This window comes from Novosphingobium sp. MD-1 (assembly GCF_001014975.1).
Taxonomy (GTDB): Bacteria; Pseudomonadota; Alphaproteobacteria; order Sphingomonadales; family Sphingomonadaceae; genus Novosphingobium.
Window position 1 is genome coordinate 199,229 of sequence record NZ_BBXA01000034.1, and the last position, 18,441, is coordinate 217,669.

Below are 18,441 nucleotides of genomic sequence, written 5' to 3' on the forward strand. Positions count from 1 at the left end.
CCTGACGGTCTATAAAAGGGAGAGACGTCGTGAACCTTGATTTCAGCCCGGAAGAGCTTGCCTTCCGCGACGAAGTGCGCGCGTTCATCGCCGAAAACTACCCCGCCCAGCTGCGCGGCAAGCAGGACGAGGGCGGCGACCTGAGCAAGGAGGATTTCCTCTCCTGGCACAAGGTGCTGGCGAAGAAGGGCTGGATCGCGCCCGCGTGGCCGGTCGAATACGGCGGCCCCGGCTGGACCGCCACGCAGCGCTACATCTGGTCCGAGGAAACCGCGCGGGCCGATTGCATCCGCATCATGCCGTTCGGCATCACCATGGTCGGCCCGGTGATCTACACCTTCGGCACGCCCGAACAGAAGGCCCGCTTCCTGCCGCGCATCCTTTCGGGCGAGGACTGGTGGTGCCAGGGCTATTCCGAGCCCGGTTCCGGCTCCGACCTTGCCTCGCTGCGTACCCGCGCGGTCCTGAGCGAGGACGGCTCGCACTATATCGTCAACGGCCAGAAGACCTGGACGACAATGGCGCAGCATGCCGACTGGGGCTTCTTCCTGGTGCGCACCAATCCCGATGCCAAGCAGCAGGAAGGCATCAGCTTCCTGCTGATCGACATGAAGACGCCGGGCATCACCGTGCGCCCGATCATCACGCTGGGCGGCGAACACGAAGTCAACGAAGTGTTCCTCGAAGACGTGAAGGTGCCGGTCGAAAACCGCGTCTATGAAGAGAACAAGGGCTGGACCTGCGCCAAGTTCCTGCTGGCGCACGAACGCACCGGCATCGCCGGCGTAGCGGCCTCGAAGCGCGGGATCGAGCGGGTGCGCTCGATCGCCTCGTCGGAAATGGACGGCGACCGTCCGCTGCTGGCCAATCCGTTCTTCCGCCGCAAGGTGGCCGAACTGGAAATGGACCTGACCGCGCTGGAATTCACCGAACTGCGCACGCTGGCCGGCGAAGCCGCCGGGCGCGGGCCGGGACCGGAATCGAGCGTGCTCAAGATCAAGGGTTCGGAAATCCAGCAGCGCATCACCGAACTCGCGCTGGAAGCGGCGGGTCATTATGGCGCGCCCTATTTCCGCGGCTTCGGCGAAGGCGACAACGAGCACCCGATCGGGCCGGACTGGGCGCACCACACCGCGCCAAGCTATTTCAACATGCGCAAGACCACCATCTATGGCGGGTCCAACGAAATCCAGCGCAACATCATCGCCAAGATGGTTCTCGGCCTCTGAGCCAGCCAACAGGCTGGCCATCCGGCGGGCCGACCGAGAGGATAGATACGAATGGACCTGAGCTTCACCGAAACGCAGGACATGCTGCGCGACACGCTTTCGCGCTTCCTGGCGGACACCTACGACTTCGAAACGCGCAAGAAGATGCTGGAGCGCCCCGAAGGCCGCGATCCCGGCATCTGGCGCGCGCTGGCGACCGAACTGGGCATCCTGTCCGCCCCCTTCACCGAGGAACAGGGCGGACTTGGCGGCGGGCCGCTGGAAAACCTGATCGTGATGGAGGAACTGGGCAAGGTCATCGCGATCGAGCCCTATCTCCAGACCGCCGTGATCGGCGGCGGCGCGCTGAAGGCGGCGGGCGGCGCGATGGCCGACGCGCTGATCCCCGGCATCATCGGCGGCGACGTGATCTTCGCCTTCGCCTATGCCGAGCCGAAGGGCCGCTATGACCTGGCGCGGATCGAAACCACCGCGCGCAAGGATGGCGCCGGCTACGTGCTGAACGGCCACAAGGCGGTGGTCTATGCCGCGCCGTGGGCCACCCACCTGCTGGTCACCGCGCGCACCGGCGGATCGGGCAACGAACGCGGTGGCGTGGAGCTGTTCGTGGTGGACACGAAGAGCGCGGGCGTCACCCGCCGCGATTACCCGACGGTCGACGGGTTCCAGGCGTCGGAAGTCTATTTCGAGAACGTCGCCGTGCCCGGCGAAGCGCTGCTGCCGGGCGGCATGGACCTGATCGAGCAGGTGGTGGACGAGGCCACGATGGCGGTCTGCGCCGAAGGCCAGGGCGCCGGGCGCCAGTTGCACGAACTGACGCTGGCCTACACCAAGGAGCGCAAGCAGTTCGGCCAGCCGATCGGCCGGTTCCAGGCGCTGCAGTTCCGCCTGGCCGATATGATGATCGAGGCCGAGCAGGTCGCCTCGATGACGCTGATGGGCACGCTCAAGCTCGATCTTCCGGCCGAACAGCGCAAGGCGGCGGTCAGCCTCGCCAAGGCGAAAGTCTCGAAGTCGCTGCGCTTCATCGGTCAGAACGCGGTGCAGACGCACGGCGGCATCGGCATCACCGTGGAACTGGCCGCCGGCCATTACTTCAAGCGCCTGACAATGATCGAAAGCCAGTTCGGCCCCGCCGACTGGCATCTCGAACGCTACGAGGCGCTGACGCTGCCGGCCTGATCGCCCGCCGATACGCAAACGAACAAAAGGGCATGGACCGGTTCCATGCCCTTTTTCGCATCCGGTCCGGACGAAATCGTCGGCGGCACGAACCCCTGCGGATTTGGCGGCCGGTGGCAAGGCCGCTATCCTCCCCCCATGGCATTCCGCTTTCCCGATCCCGCATCGCTGTCCTCCCGCCTCGCGCCGGTCCGGCATCGCCTGCTGCGCTGGAGGATCCGGTTCGCCCGGCTCATCCTGCTTCCGGAACTCTCGCCCGACGACGCGCGCGACTTGCGCCATCAGGTGCAGGATGATGGCGCGCTGACGCGCGGTTACATGCTGATGTGCGGCCTGGCCGCCGGCATCGCGGCACTGGGCCTGCTGCAATCGTCGACCGCCGTGGTGATCGGCGCGATGCTGGTTTCTCCGCTGATGAGCCCGATCGCCGCGCTGGGCTTCGGCTTCGCCTCCATTGACGGGCAGCGCATCCGCGATGCCGCGCGCGTGGTGCTGGTGGGCGCGGCGATCGGCATTGCCGCCGGGATGCTGATCACCTGGATCAGCCCGATCCGCAACGCCACGCCCGAACTTCTCGCCCGCACGCAACCCACCCTGCTCGACCTTGCCGTCGCGCTGCTTTCGGGCATCGCCGGCGGGTACGCCACGGTGATGGGCAAGGGCGGAACCGCGATCGGTGTGGCCATCGCCACCGCGCTGATGCCACCGTTGACCACTGTCGGCTATGGCATCGCCACGCTGCAACCCACCTTCGCGCTGGGCGCGCTGCTGCTGTTCCTGACCAACCTTTCGGCCATCGCCTTTGCTTTCGCGCTGGTCGCCCGGCTCTCCGGCGCGGCGCGGCCGCTGCAGAACGTGCAATGGACCACCGCGCATACCGTGGCGGGGATCGCGGCGTTCCTGGCGCTGGCCACGCCGCTGGCCATGACGCTGGTGCAGGTGAAGCGCGAGGGCACGCTGCGTTCGTCGGCGAGGAATGCGATCGAGCAGGTTTCAGGCCAGCGGGGCACCAGCATCGCGCAAATGGACGCGCACTGGCCCCTGTTCGGCGATCCCTCGATAAATGCGGTCGTCATCGCCCCGCAATATGCGGCGAACGGCGAACAGCGCGTCCACGATCTCCTTGCCGCCAAAGTCGGGCCTGCGGTCTCGGTCAATCTCCAGCAGGTGCTGGCCGCCGACCTGCCCTCGCAAACCCGCGCCATGATCGACGCGGCGATGGAACGCACCGCCGCCGGGATCGCCGCCGACGTACCGCCCTATGCCCGCATCCGCGCCAGCATTGGCCTGCCCACCACCGCGCTGTGGATCAACCGGACCGAACGCGCGGTGAACATACAGCCGGTTGCCGCGCCCGGCTGGAAGCTGGCCGACTATCTCCGGGCCGAACGCATCGCCACCGATGCCGCCGAAGGCTGGAGCGTGCGCGTGATCCCGCCCGCCACACCGGAACTGCGTATCGCACTGACCACCGAGGGAGCCCCCGCCGACACGATTCCCGCCGGTGTCGCGATCTGGGCGTTGCAGCGCTGGGGCGTTGCCCACGTGCGCATCGCCATGCCCGAGGACGCGCACGACGAGGCCCTGCCGAACGCGCTGGCCGGTGCCGGGATCACGGCGCAGACCATGTCCGGCAAGACTGCGCCCGCCGGCACCGCGATTGTGGAAATCTTCGCGCCGCCCCCGTTCAGCGGCGACCAGTAGAAGGGCCTGGCGCGGTCAGGACGGCGAGAAGGCCAGCGCCCTGCGGCCCGGCTCGCCCAGCCAATGGGCATCAAGGCCCCACACTTCCGCGATCATCGCGTGGGTAAGCGTCGTTTCGGGAGGCCCGTCGGCCACGAGGCGCCCCTGATCGAGGATCAGGACGCGATCGGCTTGGTTCATCGCCTGCGCAAGATCGTGGAGTACGAGGACCACCCCCGCTCCGCCCGCCGCGAGGATGCGGAAGCGGGCCAGCAAGGCAAGCTGGTGCGCGAGATCGAGACTGGCGAGCGGTTCGTCGGCGAGTATCCAGCGCGGTTCACCCGCCAGCACGCGCGCCAGCAGGGCACGGGCGCGCTCCCCGCCGGACAGGGCGGAAACGGGCCGCGCGGCGAAGCCCTCCAGATCGAGCGCGGCCATGGCAGCCCGCGCCGCGGCGGCGTCCGCTTCGGGTCCGGCGCGGTGCGGCAGGCGACCGAGCCGGACGAGCGTTTCCACAGTGACATCCCAGGCGACCGCGCCGTCCTGCGGCAGAAAGCCGATGGCCCGCGCGCGGGTGAGCGGCGGCAGCGTGGCGACGGGATGGCCATCGAGCAGCGCGACGCCTTCCGTCGGCGCGTGCAGCCCGGCGAGGCAGGCGAGCAGCGTGGACTTGCCCGCGCCGTTGGGGCCGCAGATCGCCGTGATCTGGCCGGGGCGCAGCGCGGTGGTGATCGCCTCCAGCCGGCCGGGAACGGATACCTGCTTGGCGGCGAGCATCACGCGATCTCCCGCCGCATCGCCAGCAGCAGGCGCAGGAAGAACGGCGCCCCGATCAGGCTGAGCGCGATGCCAAGGCGCAGTTCGCCGCCCGCCAGCGGCAGCAGGCGGCACAGGCAATCGGCCACCAGCAACAGCAGTGCCCCGGCCAGCGCGCTCGGCAGCAGCAGCGCGGAGGGGCGGCGGTCGGTAAAGAGACGGACGAGGTGCGGCACGACCAGGCCGACAAACCCGATGATCCCGGCGACCGCCACGCCCGCGCCGACGACGAGGCCCACGCCCGCGACCATCCGCCACAACAGCCGCGCCGGATCGACGCCAAGCGAGCGCGCCGCGCTTTCGCCCAGCATGAGCGCATCGAGCGCCGGCCCGGTGCGCCACAGCACCAGCAGGCCAAGCAGCGTGGGCGGCAGCGCGATCAGCACATCGGGCCAGCCGCGATCGGCCAGCGCGCCCATCAGCCAGGTGACGATCTCGCTGAGCGCGAAGGGATTGGGGGCCAGGCTGATGGCGAGGCTGGTGAGCGCGCCGGCCAGGCTGGCGATCATCATCCCCGCGAGCGTAAACAGCGCCACCCCGCCAGTCCGCCCGGCGATCAACGCCAGCAGCGCCATCCCCAGCGCCGCGCCCGCCAGCGCGAACAGCGGCAGCAGCCAGCCTTGCGCGGCATAGCCGGTCCAGAACGACAGCACCGCGCCCAGCGCCGCCATCGGCGCGATGCCGAACAGCCCCGGATCGGCCAGCGGATTGCGCAAGTAGCCCTGCATCGCCGCGCCTGCCGCGCCCAGCCCGCCGCCGACGAGCAGCGCCAGCACCGCGCGCGGCAGGCGCAGTTCGATCAGGATCGGCAAGGCGTTGCGCGCGGCCGGCGCCAGCGGATCGATCCAAACCTGCCCCGCGAGCAACGAGAGCGGCACGGCGAGCGCCAGCGCGGCAAGCAGGAGGGGAACCGGACGCACGGTCATAGCGATGCCCGCACTTCCCTTAGCCGCGCTACCGCCCGGATGATCGTGGGGCCGCCGCAGTACAGCAGACCGGGCGCGAGCGTTTCGCGCCGCGTGCCGTCCAGCGCGGCGAGAACCGGATGGTGCAGCCGGCGATCGCCATCGCCATGCGCGTCGGACGCGATCAGGATCAGGCGCGGCGGATCGGCGAGCATCCGTTCGAGCGGCAGCACGTCCGCCTGGCGCATCCCGCGCGCGGCGCTGAAACTGGCAAAGCCGGTGCGGCGGAGCAGATCGGCGATCAGCGTGTCTTCGCCGGGCACGATTCCGCCCGATTGCCAGACGACGGTTGGCACGGGCGCCGTGCCCGCCGGCGGCGCGGCAGTGGCCAACGCCGCGTCGATCCGCGCCACGAGCCGCTCGCCGCGCTCCGGATGCCCCGCCAGCGCGGCAATGCGGCGGACCTGCGCGCGGCTGTCGGCCACGGTCATGGCAATGGGAAGCTGCGTGACGGGAATGCCGAGGCGATCGTAGGCCGCGCGCGCGGCTGGGCCGAGGAACGTATCGCCCAGCACGAGATCGGGATGGAGCGCCAGCACTTCCTCCACCGTGCCACGCGTGGCGGGAAAGCGCCGTGCCAGTGCCACGTCCATCGAACTCGACCGGGGATCGCGGCTGTAGTGCGACAACGCCAGCACCTGCCCCGGATCGGCCACTTCGGCCAGGATCGCGTCGCTGCACGGGTTCAGCGAAACGATCGCGGGGTGCGCGCGCGTGGCCGAAGGCGGAGGCGTGGCCGGCGCGCAAGCGGAAAGAGCCGCCAGCAACGCCAGCCCCCAGCCCCGCCGCCACAAGGCCGGCGGGGTGGAAGAAGGCAAGGAGCCGCCCGCCTTAATAGCGCACCCGCGCGCCGATGAAGGCGGAGCGGCCCCAGGTGCCGTATCCGGCCGAGGTCTGGTACTTTTCATCGAACAGGTTTTCGACCCGACCGAACAGTTCGAAGAAATCCCCGAACGGCAGGCTGGCGCGCAGCGTGGTCAGCTCGTAGCCATCCAGCCGGGTGCGGTTGCCCGCATCGTCGAAGCTGTCGCTGACGAGGCGGATGTCCGCGCCCAGGGTCAGGCCGGCGAGCGGCGAGGTCCAGTCGGCCGATAGCGTCAGCGCGTTGCGCGGGCGGCGGGCGAGCGCCTTGCCGTAGTTCGCGTCCGCCACGGTCAGGTTGCGGGCGCGGTCATAGGTATAGACCGCCTGCGCGCGGAACGTGGGGCTGACATCGGCGCGCAGTTCCAGTTCCACGCCTTCGGCACGGGTCTTGCCGACGTTGTCGTAGAAGCCGAAGCGCCCGTCCGCGCACAACGGGCTGGTGGCCGAGAAGCACGATACATAGGCGATAAGGTTGCGCGTATCGCGCCGGAACCAGGTGGCCGAGGCGTGGAACACGCCATCGGCCGTGGTGTATTCGACCCCGGCGTCATAGCTGCGGCTGCGTTCGGGGCTGAGCCCCTGGTTCCCGTAGTCCGAAAAGAGCTGGTAGAGCGTGGGCGCCTTGAACCCTTCGCCATAGCTGGCACGCAGGCGCAGGCCCCACGCCACGCGGACGCTGCCGTTGGCGCCGAACGTCGCCTGCGTGCCGAAGCGGCTGTGATCGTCCACGCGCACCCCGGCGGCAAGGCTGGCCCGGTCGGTGTACCAGCCGAGCAGCGCGTGGCCGCTGGACAGGCGCGCGCTGCGCTGGGCGTCGAACGTGGAGGAGAAGCGCGTCCACTCGCTGTCCCCGCCGAAATCGAGCGCGAAATGCGCGGGCAGCGCGATGCGGCCGGTCAGGTCGACGCGCTGGCTGCGGCCCTTGTAGCCGTACTGCGGATCGGCGCCGTAGGTGGGGTCGTAATAGTTCCGGCGCGTATCGGCGAGCGCGTAGCCGCCATCGAGCGTAAGCGCGCTGCCGGCATAGTGGAACCCGGCGCGGCCGGAGAACTGGCGGGTCTTCTGGTATTCTGGCGTGTCGCCGAACACGGTGTAAGTCGGCGGCGGATAACCGTCGATATCGAGCTTGCTGTCGGCATAGCGCGCGACAGCGTTGAGCGAGAGATCGGGGGTGAGGTTCACGCGCCCGCGCCCGCCGATGCGCCACTGGCGGTAGCCGTCCGGCTCGGTGCCGACCGCGGCGGCGGAAACGCCATCGGTGCGCGCGTAGCCACCGTTGAGCGAGAAGGCATAGCGATCGTTGGCCACGCCAGCCACGGCATCGGCGGAGACCGTTTCCTTCGCGCCATATTCGACGCTGGCTTCCGCGCCGTTCACTTCCTTGGTCGTCACCGCGATGACGCCGCCGATCGCGGCGCTGCCCCAGACCACCGAGTTCGAGCCGCGCAGCACGTCGATGCGGTCGATTCCGCCGGTCAACAGGTTGCCGAAATCATAGCCGCCCGAGGGCGAGGACACATCCTCCACGCGCACGCCATCGATCAGCACCAGCACCTGTTCGGCCTCGGAGCCGCGCAGGCGCACGCCGGTGAAGGTGCCAAGACCGCCGTTGCGCGAGAAGGTGAGACCGGGCACGCGCTCCAGCACGCGCGTCAGGTCCGCGCCCTGCACTTGCGCGATCTGGTCGGCGGTGATGACGGTGACGGCCTGCCCGGTCTGGTCGAGCCGGAGCTTGCTGCCCGTGGCGAGCACGGTGATCTGCGCATCGGCGGAGACGGCCGGCGCGGCAGGTTGCGCCATATCGTCCTGCGCCAGCGCCGGCGCGGCAATCAACAGCGATGTGGTAAGGAAAAACAGATACTTGCCCGGCATTCTTCAGACTCCCAGCCCATGAACGAACTGCCGTTCATGGCGGGAGGACCGCCGGGCCAACGGGCGGAACTCGCGACGCGTGCGCCCGGTACACCCCGCCCGGCCGCGGAACGACCACACACCGGCAGGTCTCCTGGCTCTCCGGGTCATCGCCCCCTGCCCGCCTTCCCGGCCGTGCGGCCAGTGGCATCGTGGACAGGGCGCTCGCCGGATACAGTTGCGGGGGCAGCTCCGGTTGGGGACCGTGTTGGTCCTTCGCGGATTCCCTCTAGGCCCGTTGAAGGGCACCGGTGGCGTCGCTGCGGCGCGTAGCCCCGAACGGGGGCACGGGCAAGAGTCTTAACCGATTCACCCTATGACGCGGGTCTGTGCCGCCTTGGGACGGCGCGAACGCCGTGCGTGCGGGGTCTGCCCACGCGCGCTAGCGCAGGAGAGCAAAGGAACGCGTCCAAGACCCGATGCCGCTGGAAATCGCCTACCGTCCGTTCACCCTTCCGACCGGGGCCTTGCCCCCGGCTGCGGAGGAGAACGTGCGCGCGGGCGACGCAGAGACGCGCCGCGATCACCTTCCCGCCAACGCCATTGCGGAAGCGGCCGATCCCGCCCCCCTTGTGCCCCGCCCGCGCGATTTTGCCGCGCGCATCCGCCGGCGCGACATGGTTTCGGTGCGGCGCCGGCTGCGGACCCCGTCGATGCTGCGCCAGCGGCTGGCCGGCGTGGCCACGATCGGCCTGTTCGCGATGGTGCTCGGCCCGGTGGGCTGGGGCAGCCCCGGCGGGATCGACCGCGCCGCCGCGCAGGCCGAGGCCGGCCCGTTGCAGCCGTTCGAGCAGGCGGGCGAAAGCTTTCCCGGATCGGCCTTCTACTATGTCTCGCCCGACGATACCGGGCTGATCGCGCCCAACGCCGCCGAACAGGCCTGGGCCGCGCACCGCGATGACGAGGAGGTCGCGTCCGCCGTCGAACCCGCCGGCCCCGCCGCGCGGCCGATCTTCGCGCGCGGCAGCGGCGAGGACCAGTGGCGCGCGCTGCAATGCCTGACCGCGGCGATCTATTACGAGGCCGCATCGGAACCCGACAGCGGCCAGCGCGCGGTGGCGCAAGTGGTGCTGAACCGCGTGGCGCACCCCGCCTTCCCCAATACCGTGTGCGGCGTGGTCTATCAGGGGTCGGAGCGGCCCGGCTGCCAGTTCAGCTTCGCCTGCGACGGATCGCTGGCGCGCCGGCCGATGGTGGCGTTCTGGGAACGCGCGCGGCGCGTGGCCCGCGATGCGCTGGCGGGCTACGTCTATGCCCCGGTGGGCCTTGCCACGCATTACCACACCAGCGCGATCCACCCCTACTGGGCCGACAGCCTAGCCTTCATCGGCACGATCGGCGCGCACCGCTTCTACCGCTGGAGCGGTGGCGCGGGACGCCCGGCGGCGTTCAACGCGGTCTATGCCGGGGGCGAGCCGATCGCCGCGCCGCATCCGCGCACCTGGACACCCGCGCCCACCGACATCGCCGACCCGGTCGCGCTCGCCCGCGCCTACGAGGACGGCCGCCTCGCCGCGCTCCAGCAACAGGCCGCGCCGGTGCCGGCCGCGACGTCCGCCGCGTTCGGGCAAGTGCCGCTGCCCCACGCCACCGCGCCCGCCTATGCCCCGGCGATCGAGCAGCGCGGCGGCGATGCCGTGTTCCGCGCGGGCAACCGGCTGCCGGACGCGCCGGCCACCGGCTCACATCCCGCCGGGTCCAGTCCCCCGGGAACGAACCTGCCCGGCTCCAACGCCATCCGGCCCGAATACCAGAACAGCGGCAAGTGGATCGCGCAGCCGCAGGGGTAGGCCCGCGCCACGCGCGTCCTTCGACAGGCTCAGGGCAAACGGGCGTGGGGGCTGAGTACCAGTCCGCTTTCTTCGACAGTTGAGTCGGTCAAGCCATGCCGGATACGACAACGAAGCTGCCATCCGTTCAGAAGTGCGAGCACTCGCCTTGCCAATGGAGGAGGCTTGCATCAGAATGTTGTCATGACCCATTATCTTCTGCTGGGAGCGGGCTTCAGTCGCAATTGGGGCGGTTGGCTTGCTGGCGAAGTATTCGAATATCTTCTAGGCAGACCGGAAGTCGCCGAAAATGAAGAGTTGCGCCAAGCGCTTTGGGTGAGCCAGTCCAAGGGGGGCTTTGAATATGCCCTCGAAACGCTTCAGGCGCGGCAGAAAACCGGAGACCAAACGGCCGCTACCTTATTAGAGACGCTGCAAATTGCCGTTGTGGCGATGTTCAATGACATGAACGAAGGCTTCAATGGCATTATCAATTGGGAATTCAGCAACCACATTAATTCCCAAATAGCGACATTTATGATGAATTTTGAAGCAATATTTACCCTCAATCAAGACTTACTCATCGAAAATCACTATTTATCTGCAAACCCGGAACTTCGACGCAATGACCGCTGGGATGGAGCGGCCATGCCTGGGCTCTTGCCTGTGGGTAATGGCTTCGCATCTATAGTCGGGCAACGCTGGCAAATTCAGGATGAGAATTCATTCAAACTCGAAGATCGCATACAGCCATATTTTAAACTTCATGGGTCGACCAATTGGGATACACCTGATGGCTCGAACACGCTCATAGTAGGCGGCAATAAGACAGGAGCCATCGGCGGATCGCCTATCCTCAAATGGTATTATGAGGAGTTTGAGAAGGCAATTTTTCAAGGCAACGCACGGCTAATGGTCGTAGGCTATGGGTTTCGCGATGAGCATATCAACGCAACGCTTATCAAGGGCACCATGGATCATGGCTTACGGCTTTTCATCGTCACCCCCGCTGGTGCGGACCAGGCGCGTCAGGTTAACCCGGCCAATAGTGGTGCAATCAAAGCGAGAAGTCCGCTCGAAGATGCATTTGAGCGCGGATTGATCGGCGCGTCGCAGCGTAGATTGAGCGAGATATTTGGAGGAAACGGTATGGAGTTGGCGAAGCTGCTGCGCTTCTTTGCCAAGTGAGCCTACCTGTATTCCGATCACAGCTACAGCAGCATCCTCACTAGAGCGATCGCGTGCGCCCCCGCTATGTCCGCCGATCAGCCGATTTTCGCGGCTACCTGATAACGGGATTTCATTCAGGTATTGCCCCCGCCCCCACCGCCTCGCGCGCGATCACGCGGCGCAGGGCGTTGGCATAGACGTCAGGTTCCTGCGCGCCGGGGATCAGGTACTTGCCGTTGACGACCATCGCCGGCACGCCGGAGATATTCCAGTCCCACGCCTGTTGCTCGCCCGCCACGACGATCGCGGCCAGTTCCGGATCGTCGAGCGCGGCTTGCGCGCGGGCGCGGTCCAGCCCCGCGCTTTCCGCCACATCGAGCAGGACCGCATGGTCCGAAACGTTGCGGCGGTGCTGGAAATGCGCCGCGAACAGCGCCAGCTTCAGCCGCACTTCAGTTTCCGCATCGTAATCGCGCAAGGCATGGACCAGCAGCGTGTGCGCGGCGCGGGTGTTCCACATCATCGCCGGCGGCGGCGTGCCCTCGCCCGACCAGGACAGGCTGGCGCCGGCGCGTTCGGCAATCGCCAGCAATTGCGAGCGGCCTTCCGCCGCCTGTTCCTTGCTGCGTCCGTACTTGCGCATGATATGCGCGCTCTGCTCCTCGCCTTCGGGCGGCATGTCGGGGTTCAGCTCGAACGGGTGGAAGCGGATTGTCGCCGTCACCTCGTCGCCCAGGATGGCCAGCCCCTTTTGCAGCTGATGGTAGCCGATCACGCACCACGGGCACATCACGTCCGACCAGATGTCGATCGTCACCGGCTTCGGCGCAGCGGGCGCGGTCATCGGGCGATCCACCATTCCAGCAGGTGCCGCGCCACCGCGTGCGGCGGGGGCGCGATGAACGGCCCTTCCTCATCCCCGTCCAGCGCCGCCTGCACTTCGGCGCGGGTGAACCAGCGCGCCTCTTCCAGTTCGGTGGTGTCGACGGTGAGCGTGGGATCGTCGGTCAGGCTGTGGCAGCCGATCATCAGCGACGAGGGGAACGGCCACGGCTGACTGGCGACATAGGTCACATCGCGCACGATCACGCCCGCTTCCTCCTGCACTTCGCGCGCCACCGCGCCCTCGATCGATTCGCCCGGTTCCACGAACCCGGCCAGTGCCGAGAAGCGACGCGGGGGAAAGCGCGGCTGGCGGCCCAGCAGCAGGTTGCCCTGATGCTCCACCAGCATGATCGTGACCGGATCGACGCGCGGGAAGTGCTCCGCCTTGCACGCCGCGTTCGTGCAGGAACGCTGCCAGCCGCCCTTGGCCAGCACGGTCGCATGGCCGCAGCGGGCGCAGAAGCGGTGCCGGGCGTGCCAGTCCACCAGGCTACGCGCGCCGCCATAGATCGCGAGATCCTGCGGCCCCAGCATCGTCATCGCCTGCCACAGACGCGGATTGGGCGGCGCCACGCTGCCGACCAGACGCGGCGCGACTTCGGCGAAGCAGCCACGCCCGTCCTCGGTCAGCCCCAGAAAGACCAGTTCGGCCTGCGGATCGGCATCGGCCAGCGTGCCCCAGTCCAGCCCGCCTTCGGGCGCGAGCAGCGGGTCCAGCCCGTCCAGCCGCAGCAGGCGCGCGCGCCAGTTCATCAACCCGGCGAGCTTTTCCGGATCGGAGCGGACATGGTCCGCCCGGTCGAGCGCGCTGCCGGCAAAGGCGATGGTGGTTCCGTTCATGCGGCTTTCTTTCCACGAAACAGGTCTGCGATCACAGCCTTGGGGAAGTCCCTCTGCACCGGATAGGCTTCGGAGGGCATGTATTGCGTATAGAGGCCCGCCCGGTTGCCCACGCGATGGTTGATGAAGGCGATCGTCCCGGCGGCGCCGGCCCAGCCATACGTCCCCGCATCCACACCGATGCCCACGCGCCCGCCGGCGCCGAAGCCCGCGCCCGCGATCATCGTGCCGTCGGTGGCGGTGCCGGCGGGAAGCAGGTTGCTGGTGCCGAGCCGCACCGCCGCCTCGCTCATCACGCGCCGCCCGCCGATCACGCCATAGCCGAGCAGCATGGTAAGGAAGCGGTCGTAATCGCGCGGCGAACTCACCAGCCCGGCACCGCCGAACGGAAACGCCGGCGGATCGAGATAGATCGAGGACGGCGCCGGATCGAGCGGCACCACGAACCCGCCGAGCACGCCGTAGTTCGAGGTCAGCCGGCCAACTTCGCTTTTCGGCACCTGGAACCACGAACTGTCCATGCCCGTGGGGCCGAAGATGCGATCGTGCAGGAAGCGGTCGAACGGCTGGCCCGATACCACCTCGATCACGCGGCCCAGCAGATCGAGCGCGACTGAATAGCTCCATTGCGTGCCGGGTTCATAGACGAGCGGCAGATCGGCCAGACGGTCCGCGAACTCGGCAAGACTGCGGGGCATGTCGGCGGGCTGCTGCATGCCCGGCAACGGTAGCCGCGTGATCTGGCCGGGCACGATGCCGGCCTGTTCGTAGGCGGCCTTGATCGGTCCCTTCTGGATGATCGAATAGCCCAGCCCCGCTGTGTGAGTCAGCAGGTGGCGGATCGTGATCGGCGTTTTCGCGGGCCGCAGATCGGTGATCGAGCCGTCCGGCGTCACCTGCACCTGCATCTTCGCGAACTTCGGCAGCACGTCCGACAGGGGCTGGTCGAGCCGCAGCCGGCCTTCGTCGATCAGGATCATCGCGGCCATGCCGGTGACCGGCTTGGTCATCGAATAGACGCGGAACAGGCTGTCCATGGTGACGGGGGCGGCTTCGCCCTTCGTTTCGACGCCACGCGCGATGCTTTCCGGCGCGGCGCTGCCCCAGCCGAGCGCCGCGATCATCCCGGGCAGCTTGCCGCCGGACACGTAACCATCGAGCAGTTGCGTCACCGCCGGCCATTGCGCTTCGGCCGCCGCGCTGGCGAAGGCCAGGCGGGGGAACAGGGTGGCCCCGGCTCCCACAAGCATGCCGGCACGCATGATGTCGCGTCGGGAAAGGCCCTGGAACGCGGGCAGAACTTCGCTTCGCATGGGGTCTTCTACCGCCTCTCGCTCATCCTACGCCCCGGCCAGCGCCAGTTGCGCCGCCTTGGCGAATACCGTGGGCAAGCCGGCCTCTTCGATCCCTGCGAGCGGCCACCATTCTCCCTCGGCCAGACTAGCACCGCCAGCGGCATCGCAAAGCATCAATTGCAATTCGAGATCGAAATGGCTGAAGGTGTGCCGGACCAGCCCGCCCGAGCGCCAGCCACCGGCCAGCGGCGGTTCACCGTGGCCATCGGCGCGGGCGTTCCAGCCATCGTCGGGCAAGGCGCGCATCCCGCCCAGCATCCCCTTCCCCGGCCGCCGCACCAGCCAGACCGCGCCATCGCGCACGATCCAGAACGCGCGCCCGCGCCGCGTGGGCCGGGCCTTCTTCGCCGCCTTCACCGGCAGGCGCTCCGGATCGCCCTCGGCATAGGCGCGGCAAGGCCCACGCACCGGGCACAGCAGGCAGCGCGGGGCCTTCACGGTGCAGACGGTCGCGCCAAGGTCCATCATCGCCTGCGCGAAATCGCCCGCGCGCACTTCGGGCGTGATCGCGTCCGTTGCATCGCGAATCGCCGGGCGCGCACCGGGCAGCGGTTCCGTGATGGCGAACAGCCGCGCCACCACGCGCTCGACATTGGCATCCACCACCACCGCGCGCCGCCCGAACGCGATCGCGGCGACGGCGGCAGCGGTATAGGCGCCCAGCCCCGGCAAGGCGCGCAGGGCTTCCTCGGTATCGGGGAACGTCCCGCCCATCGCCGCCACGGCGCGCGCGCAGGCGAGCAGGTTGCGGGCGCGGGCGTAGTATCCCAGCCCCGCCCAGGCGGCCATGACATCGGCATCATGCGCCGCCGCCAGATCGGTCACCGCCGGCCAGCGCTGGGTGAACTTCGCGAAATAGGGGCCGACAGCGGCCACGGTCGTCTGCTGGAGCATCACTTCCGACAGCCACACGCGGTAGGGGTCCTGCGCCGGCTCCCCCGGCAGCCGCCGCCACGGCAACCGGCGCGCGTGAACATCGTACCAGGCGAGCAGATCGCCGGCGATCGTACCCGCACCCAAATTCGTCTCGCCACTGGTCTGCATCGCGCCGCTATGGCATGGCAGCACGCAATATGGAACGCGAAGCAGGAAAGCCCCGGAACGCCCCGCAAAAGACCGGCCAGAAGGCGGGTCAAAACGCCGGCAAACCGTTCGAGCGCGCGCGTGGCGGAGAGGCGCGGCAGATCGCCGACCTGATGCCCGCGATCGGCCGCACCGCCTTTCGCCGCTTCGGCTTCGTGCAGAGTTCGGTGGTCACGCGCTGGCCCGAGATCGTGGGGCAGCACCACGCCCGGCACTGCGCGCCCGAATCGATCCGCTTCCCGCCCGGCGAAAAGGCCGATGGCATTCTCCAGCTGGTCGTCACGCCCGCGCACGCGCCGCTGATCCAGCACGTGATTCCCGAGATCATCGAGCGGGTGAACCGCTTCTTCGGCTATCGCGCGGTGGCGCGTGTCAAGATCCGGCAAGGCCAGGTTCAGGCGCCGCGCGGGAATGACGGCGCGCGGGCCGCGCCGCCTTCGCTCAAGCCCATTCCCATGGAACTGGGAGAATCGCTGCGCGACATCGGCGATCCGGAACTGCGGGCCGTGCTGGAATCGCTGGCGCGCAACCTGGGCGGGAACACTTCGGACGGCAATCAGGACGGGGAAAAGACACAGTGATGCGATCGATCGTGCGGGCCCTGAGCATGCTGGCGCTGGCCTTGGCCGGAATGATGACATGGACCACGGCGGGTGCTGCGGCGGGGACCGGGGCCGGGACCGCAGCGGGCCGCCTGCCCGCCACCACGCGCCCGCCGACCACGATCGTCACCCGCACGGCCACCGAAAGCCACATCCTGGGCAACCCCGCCGCGCCGGTGAAGCTTGTGGAATATATCAGCTATACCTGCCCGCACTGCGCCGAATTCCACCATGAATCGCTGGCGCAGCTCCAGATCGGGTTCATCGGCAACGGCAAGGGTTCCGTAGAGATCCGCAGCTTCGTGCGCGATCCGGTGGACATGACCGTGGCCCTGCTGACGCATTGCGGGCCGCCGTCGAAATTCGTCACCCTGCACAACGCCTTTCTGGGTAGGCAGGCCGACTGGATCGGCCCGATGGTCTCCGCCAACGCGGCCCAGCGCCAGCGCTGGACCGCCGGCGATTTCGCCAGCCGCACCCGCGCTATCGCCAGCGATTTCCATTTCTACGAGATCATGGCGACGCACGGCTTCGACCGCCCCGCCACCGACCGCTGCCTGGCCAACAAGGCCCTGGCCGACAAGCTGGCCAAGGGCACGCAGGACGCGGTGGACAAGGACTTCGTCACCGGTACGCCCAGCTTCGTGCTCAACGGCGTTCCGCTTTCGGGCACCTATACCTGGGAAGCGCTGAAGCCGCAGATCGAAGCCCGCCTGCACTGATCGGCCACGCACGTTCTTCAATCCGGCTTCAATCCAGCGCGCGGATCGGCTAGCCCTTGTCCCAAGCGCCACTTCCAATTCCGGGAACAGCATCCATGAAACTTACCCGTAGCCGTCTTCTCCTGCTTGCCCTGCCGCTGGCGCTGGGCCTTTCCGCATGCGGCAAGAAGGATGAGGTGGGCGCCGGAGCCGAAACCGCCGCGCCGATCGCGAAGATCGCGCCGCCGGCCGGCAAGGCGTGGACCGACATGATCAGCGCCACGCCCGATGGCGGCTACCTGATGGGCAACCCGCAGGCACCGCTCAAGCTGATCGAGTTCGGCGCGCTGAGCTGTTCGCACTGCGCCGCCTTCTCCAAGGAAGGCTTTCCCAAGCTGAAGGACGAATACATCGCCAGCGGTCGGGTCAGCTATGAACTGCGCCTGTTCATGCTCAACGCGCTCGACGTGCCGGCCGCGCTGCTGGCCACTTGCGGTTCGCCCGAGGCGGTGATCCCGCTGAGCGAACAGTTCTGGGACTGGCAGCCCAACATGTTCACCAACCTGCAGAAGGATGAAGCCCGCTTCAAGGCGCTGGCCGAACAGCCGCCGGCGCAGCGCTTCGCCGGCATCGCCCAGCTGGGCGGCATGACCGACTTCTTCGCCGCGCGCGGCATCGCCGCCGACCAGGGCGCCAAGTGCCTGTCCGATACCGCGAAAGCCACCGAACTCGCCAATCGCACCGACAAGGCGACGAAGGACTTCAACGTCACCGGCACGCCCACATTCATCCTGAATGGCAAGAATCTGGAAGTTGCAAGCTGGCAGGAACTGGAACCGCTGCTACAAAAAGCTGGCGCGCGCTAAAGGGGAGCACGCGCGGAAGGGGGGCTAATGGAATTCAGGCGCTTGAAGCTGACCGGCTTCAAGAGCTTTGTGGAACCCGCCGAACTCCGGATCGAACCGGGGTTGACGGGCATTGTCGGCCCCAACGGTTGCGGAAAATCGAACCTGCTGGAAGCGATCCGCTGGGTCATGGGCGAAAGCTCGGCCCGGTCGATGCGCGGCGGCGGCATGGAAGACGTGATCTTCGCGGGCACCACCCAGCGCCCCGCGCGCGCCTTTGCCGAAGTGATGCTGACGGCGACGACCGATCCTTCCGGTCCGTTCGGCGGCGAACTGGAAGTGGTGCGCCGCATCGAACGCGGCGCGGGCAGCGCCTATCGCGTCAACGGCAAGGACGTGCGCGCCAAGGACGTGGCGCTGGTCTTCGCCGATGCCGCCACCGGCGCGCACAGCCCGGCGCTGGTCAGCCAGGGCCGCATCGCGGCGGTGATCGCCGCGCGCCCCGCCGAACGGCGCATGATGCTGGAGGAAGCGGCGGGGG

The 18,441-nt window shown here is 68.2% G+C and carries 17 protein-coding genes and 1 riboswitch; of the genes, 9 read left to right on the forward strand and 8 right to left on the reverse strand.

Annotation, left to right across the window (positions count from 1 at the left end; all coding sequences use genetic code 11):
• Positions 1 to 29 precede the first annotated feature (29 nt).
• The 3 genes from NMD1_RS20980 to NMD1_RS20990 all read left to right on the forward strand — a co-directional run bounded on the left by NMD1_RS20980 (position 30) and on the right by NMD1_RS20990 (position 4,115).
• On the forward strand, positions 30 to 1,229 hold the full coding sequence (locus NMD1_RS20980) for an acyl-CoA dehydrogenase family protein (RefSeq protein ID WP_125957202.1): 1,200 nt from the start codon (positions 30 to 32) through the stop codon (positions 1,227 to 1,229).
• A gap of 51 nt (positions 1,230 to 1,280) precedes the next feature.
• Complete coding sequence (locus NMD1_RS20985; RefSeq protein WP_125957204.1) at positions 1,281 to 2,411, forward strand: acyl-CoA dehydrogenase family protein; 1,131 nt, start codon at positions 1,281 to 1,283, stop codon at positions 2,409 to 2,411.
• A gap of 138 nt (positions 2,412 to 2,549) precedes the next feature.
• Positions 2,550 to 4,115 carry a DUF389 domain-containing protein gene (locus tag NMD1_RS20990; protein ID WP_125957206.1) on the forward strand — a complete coding sequence of 522 codons (1,566 nt, stop codon included), beginning with the start codon at positions 2,550 to 2,552 and terminating at the stop codon, positions 4,113 to 4,115.
• A 15-nt stretch (positions 4,116 to 4,130) separates the two neighbouring features.
• Here NMD1_RS20990 and NMD1_RS20995 read toward each other — a convergent pair whose 3' ends face one another.
• The 4 genes from NMD1_RS20995 to NMD1_RS21010 are packed head-to-tail and all read right to left on the reverse strand — an operon-like array spanning position 4,131 to position 8,611.
• Positions 4,131 to 4,871, reverse strand: a complete 741-nt coding sequence (locus tag NMD1_RS20995) for an ABC transporter ATP-binding protein (RefSeq protein WP_125957208.1) — start codon at positions 4,869 to 4,871, stop codon at positions 4,131 to 4,133.
• Positions 4,871 to 5,836, reverse strand: a complete 966-nt coding sequence (locus tag NMD1_RS21000) for an iron ABC transporter permease (RefSeq protein WP_125957210.1) — start codon at positions 5,834 to 5,836, stop codon at positions 4,871 to 4,873. Before NMD1_RS21000 ends, NMD1_RS20995 begins: the two co-directional genes overlap by 1 nt.
• Positions 5,833 to 6,693 (reverse strand): ABC transporter substrate-binding protein, encoded by an 861-nt coding sequence (locus NMD1_RS21005; protein WP_233497909.1) that lies wholly within the window; start codon positions 6,691 to 6,693, stop codon positions 5,833 to 5,835. The genes NMD1_RS21000 and NMD1_RS21005 overlap by 4 nt, the downstream gene beginning before the upstream one ends.
• Positions 6,694 to 6,706: 13 nt before the next feature.
• Positions 6,707 to 8,611 carry a TonB-dependent siderophore receptor gene (locus tag NMD1_RS21010; RefSeq protein ID WP_125957215.1) on the reverse strand — a complete coding sequence of 635 codons (1,905 nt, stop codon included), beginning with the start codon at positions 8,609 to 8,611 and terminating at the stop codon, positions 6,707 to 6,709.
• 105 nt (positions 8,612 to 8,716) lie between these two features.
• A riboswitch (cobalamin riboswitch) is annotated at positions 8,717 to 8,918 on the reverse strand.
• A 151-nt stretch (positions 8,919 to 9,069) separates the two neighbouring features.
• Between NMD1_RS21010 and NMD1_RS21015 the strand changes: the two genes are divergently transcribed.
• On the forward strand, positions 9,070 to 10,440 hold the full coding sequence (locus NMD1_RS21015) for a cell wall hydrolase (RefSeq protein WP_125957217.1): 1,371 nt from the start codon (positions 9,070 to 9,072) through the stop codon (positions 10,438 to 10,440).
• A gap of 183 nt (positions 10,441 to 10,623) precedes the next feature.
• Complete coding sequence (locus NMD1_RS21020) at positions 10,624 to 11,607, forward strand: SIR2 family protein (RefSeq protein WP_125957219.1); 984 nt, start codon at positions 10,624 to 10,626, stop codon at positions 11,605 to 11,607.
• A gap of 112 nt (positions 11,608 to 11,719) precedes the next feature.
• Here the strand turns inward: NMD1_RS21020 and NMD1_RS21025 are convergent, their stop codons facing one another.
• The 4 genes from NMD1_RS21025 to NMD1_RS21040 are packed head-to-tail and all read right to left on the reverse strand — an operon-like array spanning position 11,720 to position 15,713.
• Positions 11,720 to 12,433 carry a DsbA family oxidoreductase gene (locus tag NMD1_RS21025; RefSeq protein ID WP_199558184.1) on the reverse strand — a complete coding sequence of 238 codons (714 nt, stop codon included), beginning with the start codon at positions 12,431 to 12,433 and terminating at the stop codon, positions 11,720 to 11,722.
• A complete protein-coding gene (gene nudC / locus NMD1_RS21030; protein ID WP_125957223.1) occupies positions 12,430 to 13,314 on the reverse strand; it encodes an NAD(+) diphosphatase in 885 nt (294 codons plus the stop codon). The genes NMD1_RS21025 and nudC overlap by 4 nt, the downstream gene beginning before the upstream one ends.
• Positions 13,311 to 14,627 carry a serine hydrolase gene (locus NMD1_RS21035; RefSeq protein ID WP_125957226.1) on the reverse strand — a complete coding sequence of 439 codons (1,317 nt, stop codon included), beginning with the start codon at positions 14,625 to 14,627 and terminating at the stop codon, positions 13,311 to 13,313. Before NMD1_RS21035 ends, nudC begins: the two co-directional genes overlap by 4 nt.
• Positions 14,628 to 14,654: 27 nt before the next feature.
• Positions 14,655 to 15,713, reverse strand: a complete 1,059-nt coding sequence (locus NMD1_RS21040) for an A/G-specific adenine glycosylase (RefSeq protein WP_125957229.1) — start codon at positions 15,711 to 15,713, stop codon at positions 14,655 to 14,657.
• A gap of 29 nt (positions 15,714 to 15,742) precedes the next feature.
• On the opposite strand from NMD1_RS21040, the gene NMD1_RS21045 reads away from it, so the two are divergent.
• The 4 genes from NMD1_RS21045 to NMD1_RS21060 form a co-directional block, all read left to right on the forward strand.
• Entirely contained in the window at positions 15,743 to 16,333 is a 591-nt protein-coding gene (locus NMD1_RS21045) for a DUF721 domain-containing protein (protein WP_125957231.1), read from the forward strand.
• Positions 16,334 to 16,344: 11 nt separating this feature from the next.
• Complete coding sequence (locus tag NMD1_RS21050) at positions 16,345 to 17,076, forward strand: thioredoxin domain-containing protein (RefSeq protein WP_233497910.1); 732 nt, start codon at positions 16,345 to 16,347, stop codon at positions 17,074 to 17,076.
• 95 nt (positions 17,077 to 17,171) lie between these two features.
• Positions 17,172 to 17,921 carry a thioredoxin domain-containing protein gene (locus NMD1_RS21055; RefSeq protein WP_125957233.1) on the forward strand — a complete coding sequence of 250 codons (750 nt, stop codon included), beginning with the start codon at positions 17,172 to 17,174 and terminating at the stop codon, positions 17,919 to 17,921.
• Positions 17,922 to 17,948: 27 nt separating this feature from the next.
• Positions 17,949 to 18,441: AAA family ATPase (locus NMD1_RS21060; protein WP_147457767.1), on the forward strand; the 493-nt coding region annotated here is incomplete at its 3' end.

Excerpts from the sequence above, each read along its gene's own strand:
- NMD1_RS21015 (WP_125957217.1), top strand. The coding sequence starts at position 9,070 with ATGCCGCTGGAAATCGCCTACCGTCCGTTCACCCTTCCGACCGGGGCC.
- NMD1_RS21055 (WP_125957233.1), top strand. The coding sequence starts at position 17,172 with ATGAAACTTACCCGTAGCCGTCTTCTCCTGCTTGCCCTGCCGCTGGCG.
- NMD1_RS21045 (WP_125957231.1), top strand. The coding sequence starts at position 15,743 with ATGGAACGCGAAGCAGGAAAGCCCCGGAACGCCCCGCAAAAGACCGGC.
- NMD1_RS21025 (WP_199558184.1), bottom strand. The coding sequence starts at position 12,433 with ATGACCGCGCCCGCTGCGCCGAAGCCGGTGACGATCGACATCTGGTCG.
- NMD1_RS21000 (WP_125957210.1), bottom strand. The coding sequence starts at position 5,836 with ATGACCGTGCGTCCGGTTCCCCTCCTGCTTGCCGCGCTGGCGCTCGCC.
- NMD1_RS20995 (WP_125957208.1), bottom strand. The coding sequence starts at position 4,871 with ATGCTCGCCGCCAAGCAGGTATCCGTTCCCGGCCGGCTGGAGGCGATC.
- NMD1_RS21035 (WP_125957226.1), bottom strand. The coding sequence starts at position 14,627 with ATGCGAAGCGAAGTTCTGCCCGCGTTCCAGGGCCTTTCCCGACGCGAC.
- NMD1_RS21020 (WP_125957219.1), top strand. The coding sequence starts at position 10,624 with ATGACCCATTATCTTCTGCTGGGAGCGGGCTTCAGTCGCAATTGGGGC.
- NMD1_RS20985 (WP_125957204.1), top strand. The coding sequence starts at position 1,281 with ATGGACCTGAGCTTCACCGAAACGCAGGACATGCTGCGCGACACGCTT.
- NMD1_RS21040 (WP_125957229.1), bottom strand. The coding sequence starts at position 15,713 with ATGCAGACCAGTGGCGAGACGAATTTGGGTGCGGGTACGATCGCCGGC.
- nudC (WP_125957223.1), bottom strand. The coding sequence starts at position 13,314 with ATGAACGGAACCACCATCGCCTTTGCCGGCAGCGCGCTCGACCGGGCG.
- NMD1_RS20990 (WP_125957206.1), top strand. The coding sequence starts at position 2,550 with ATGGCATTCCGCTTTCCCGATCCCGCATCGCTGTCCTCCCGCCTCGCG.
- NMD1_RS21010 (WP_125957215.1), bottom strand. The coding sequence starts at position 8,611 with ATGCCGGGCAAGTATCTGTTTTTCCTTACCACATCGCTGTTGATTGCC.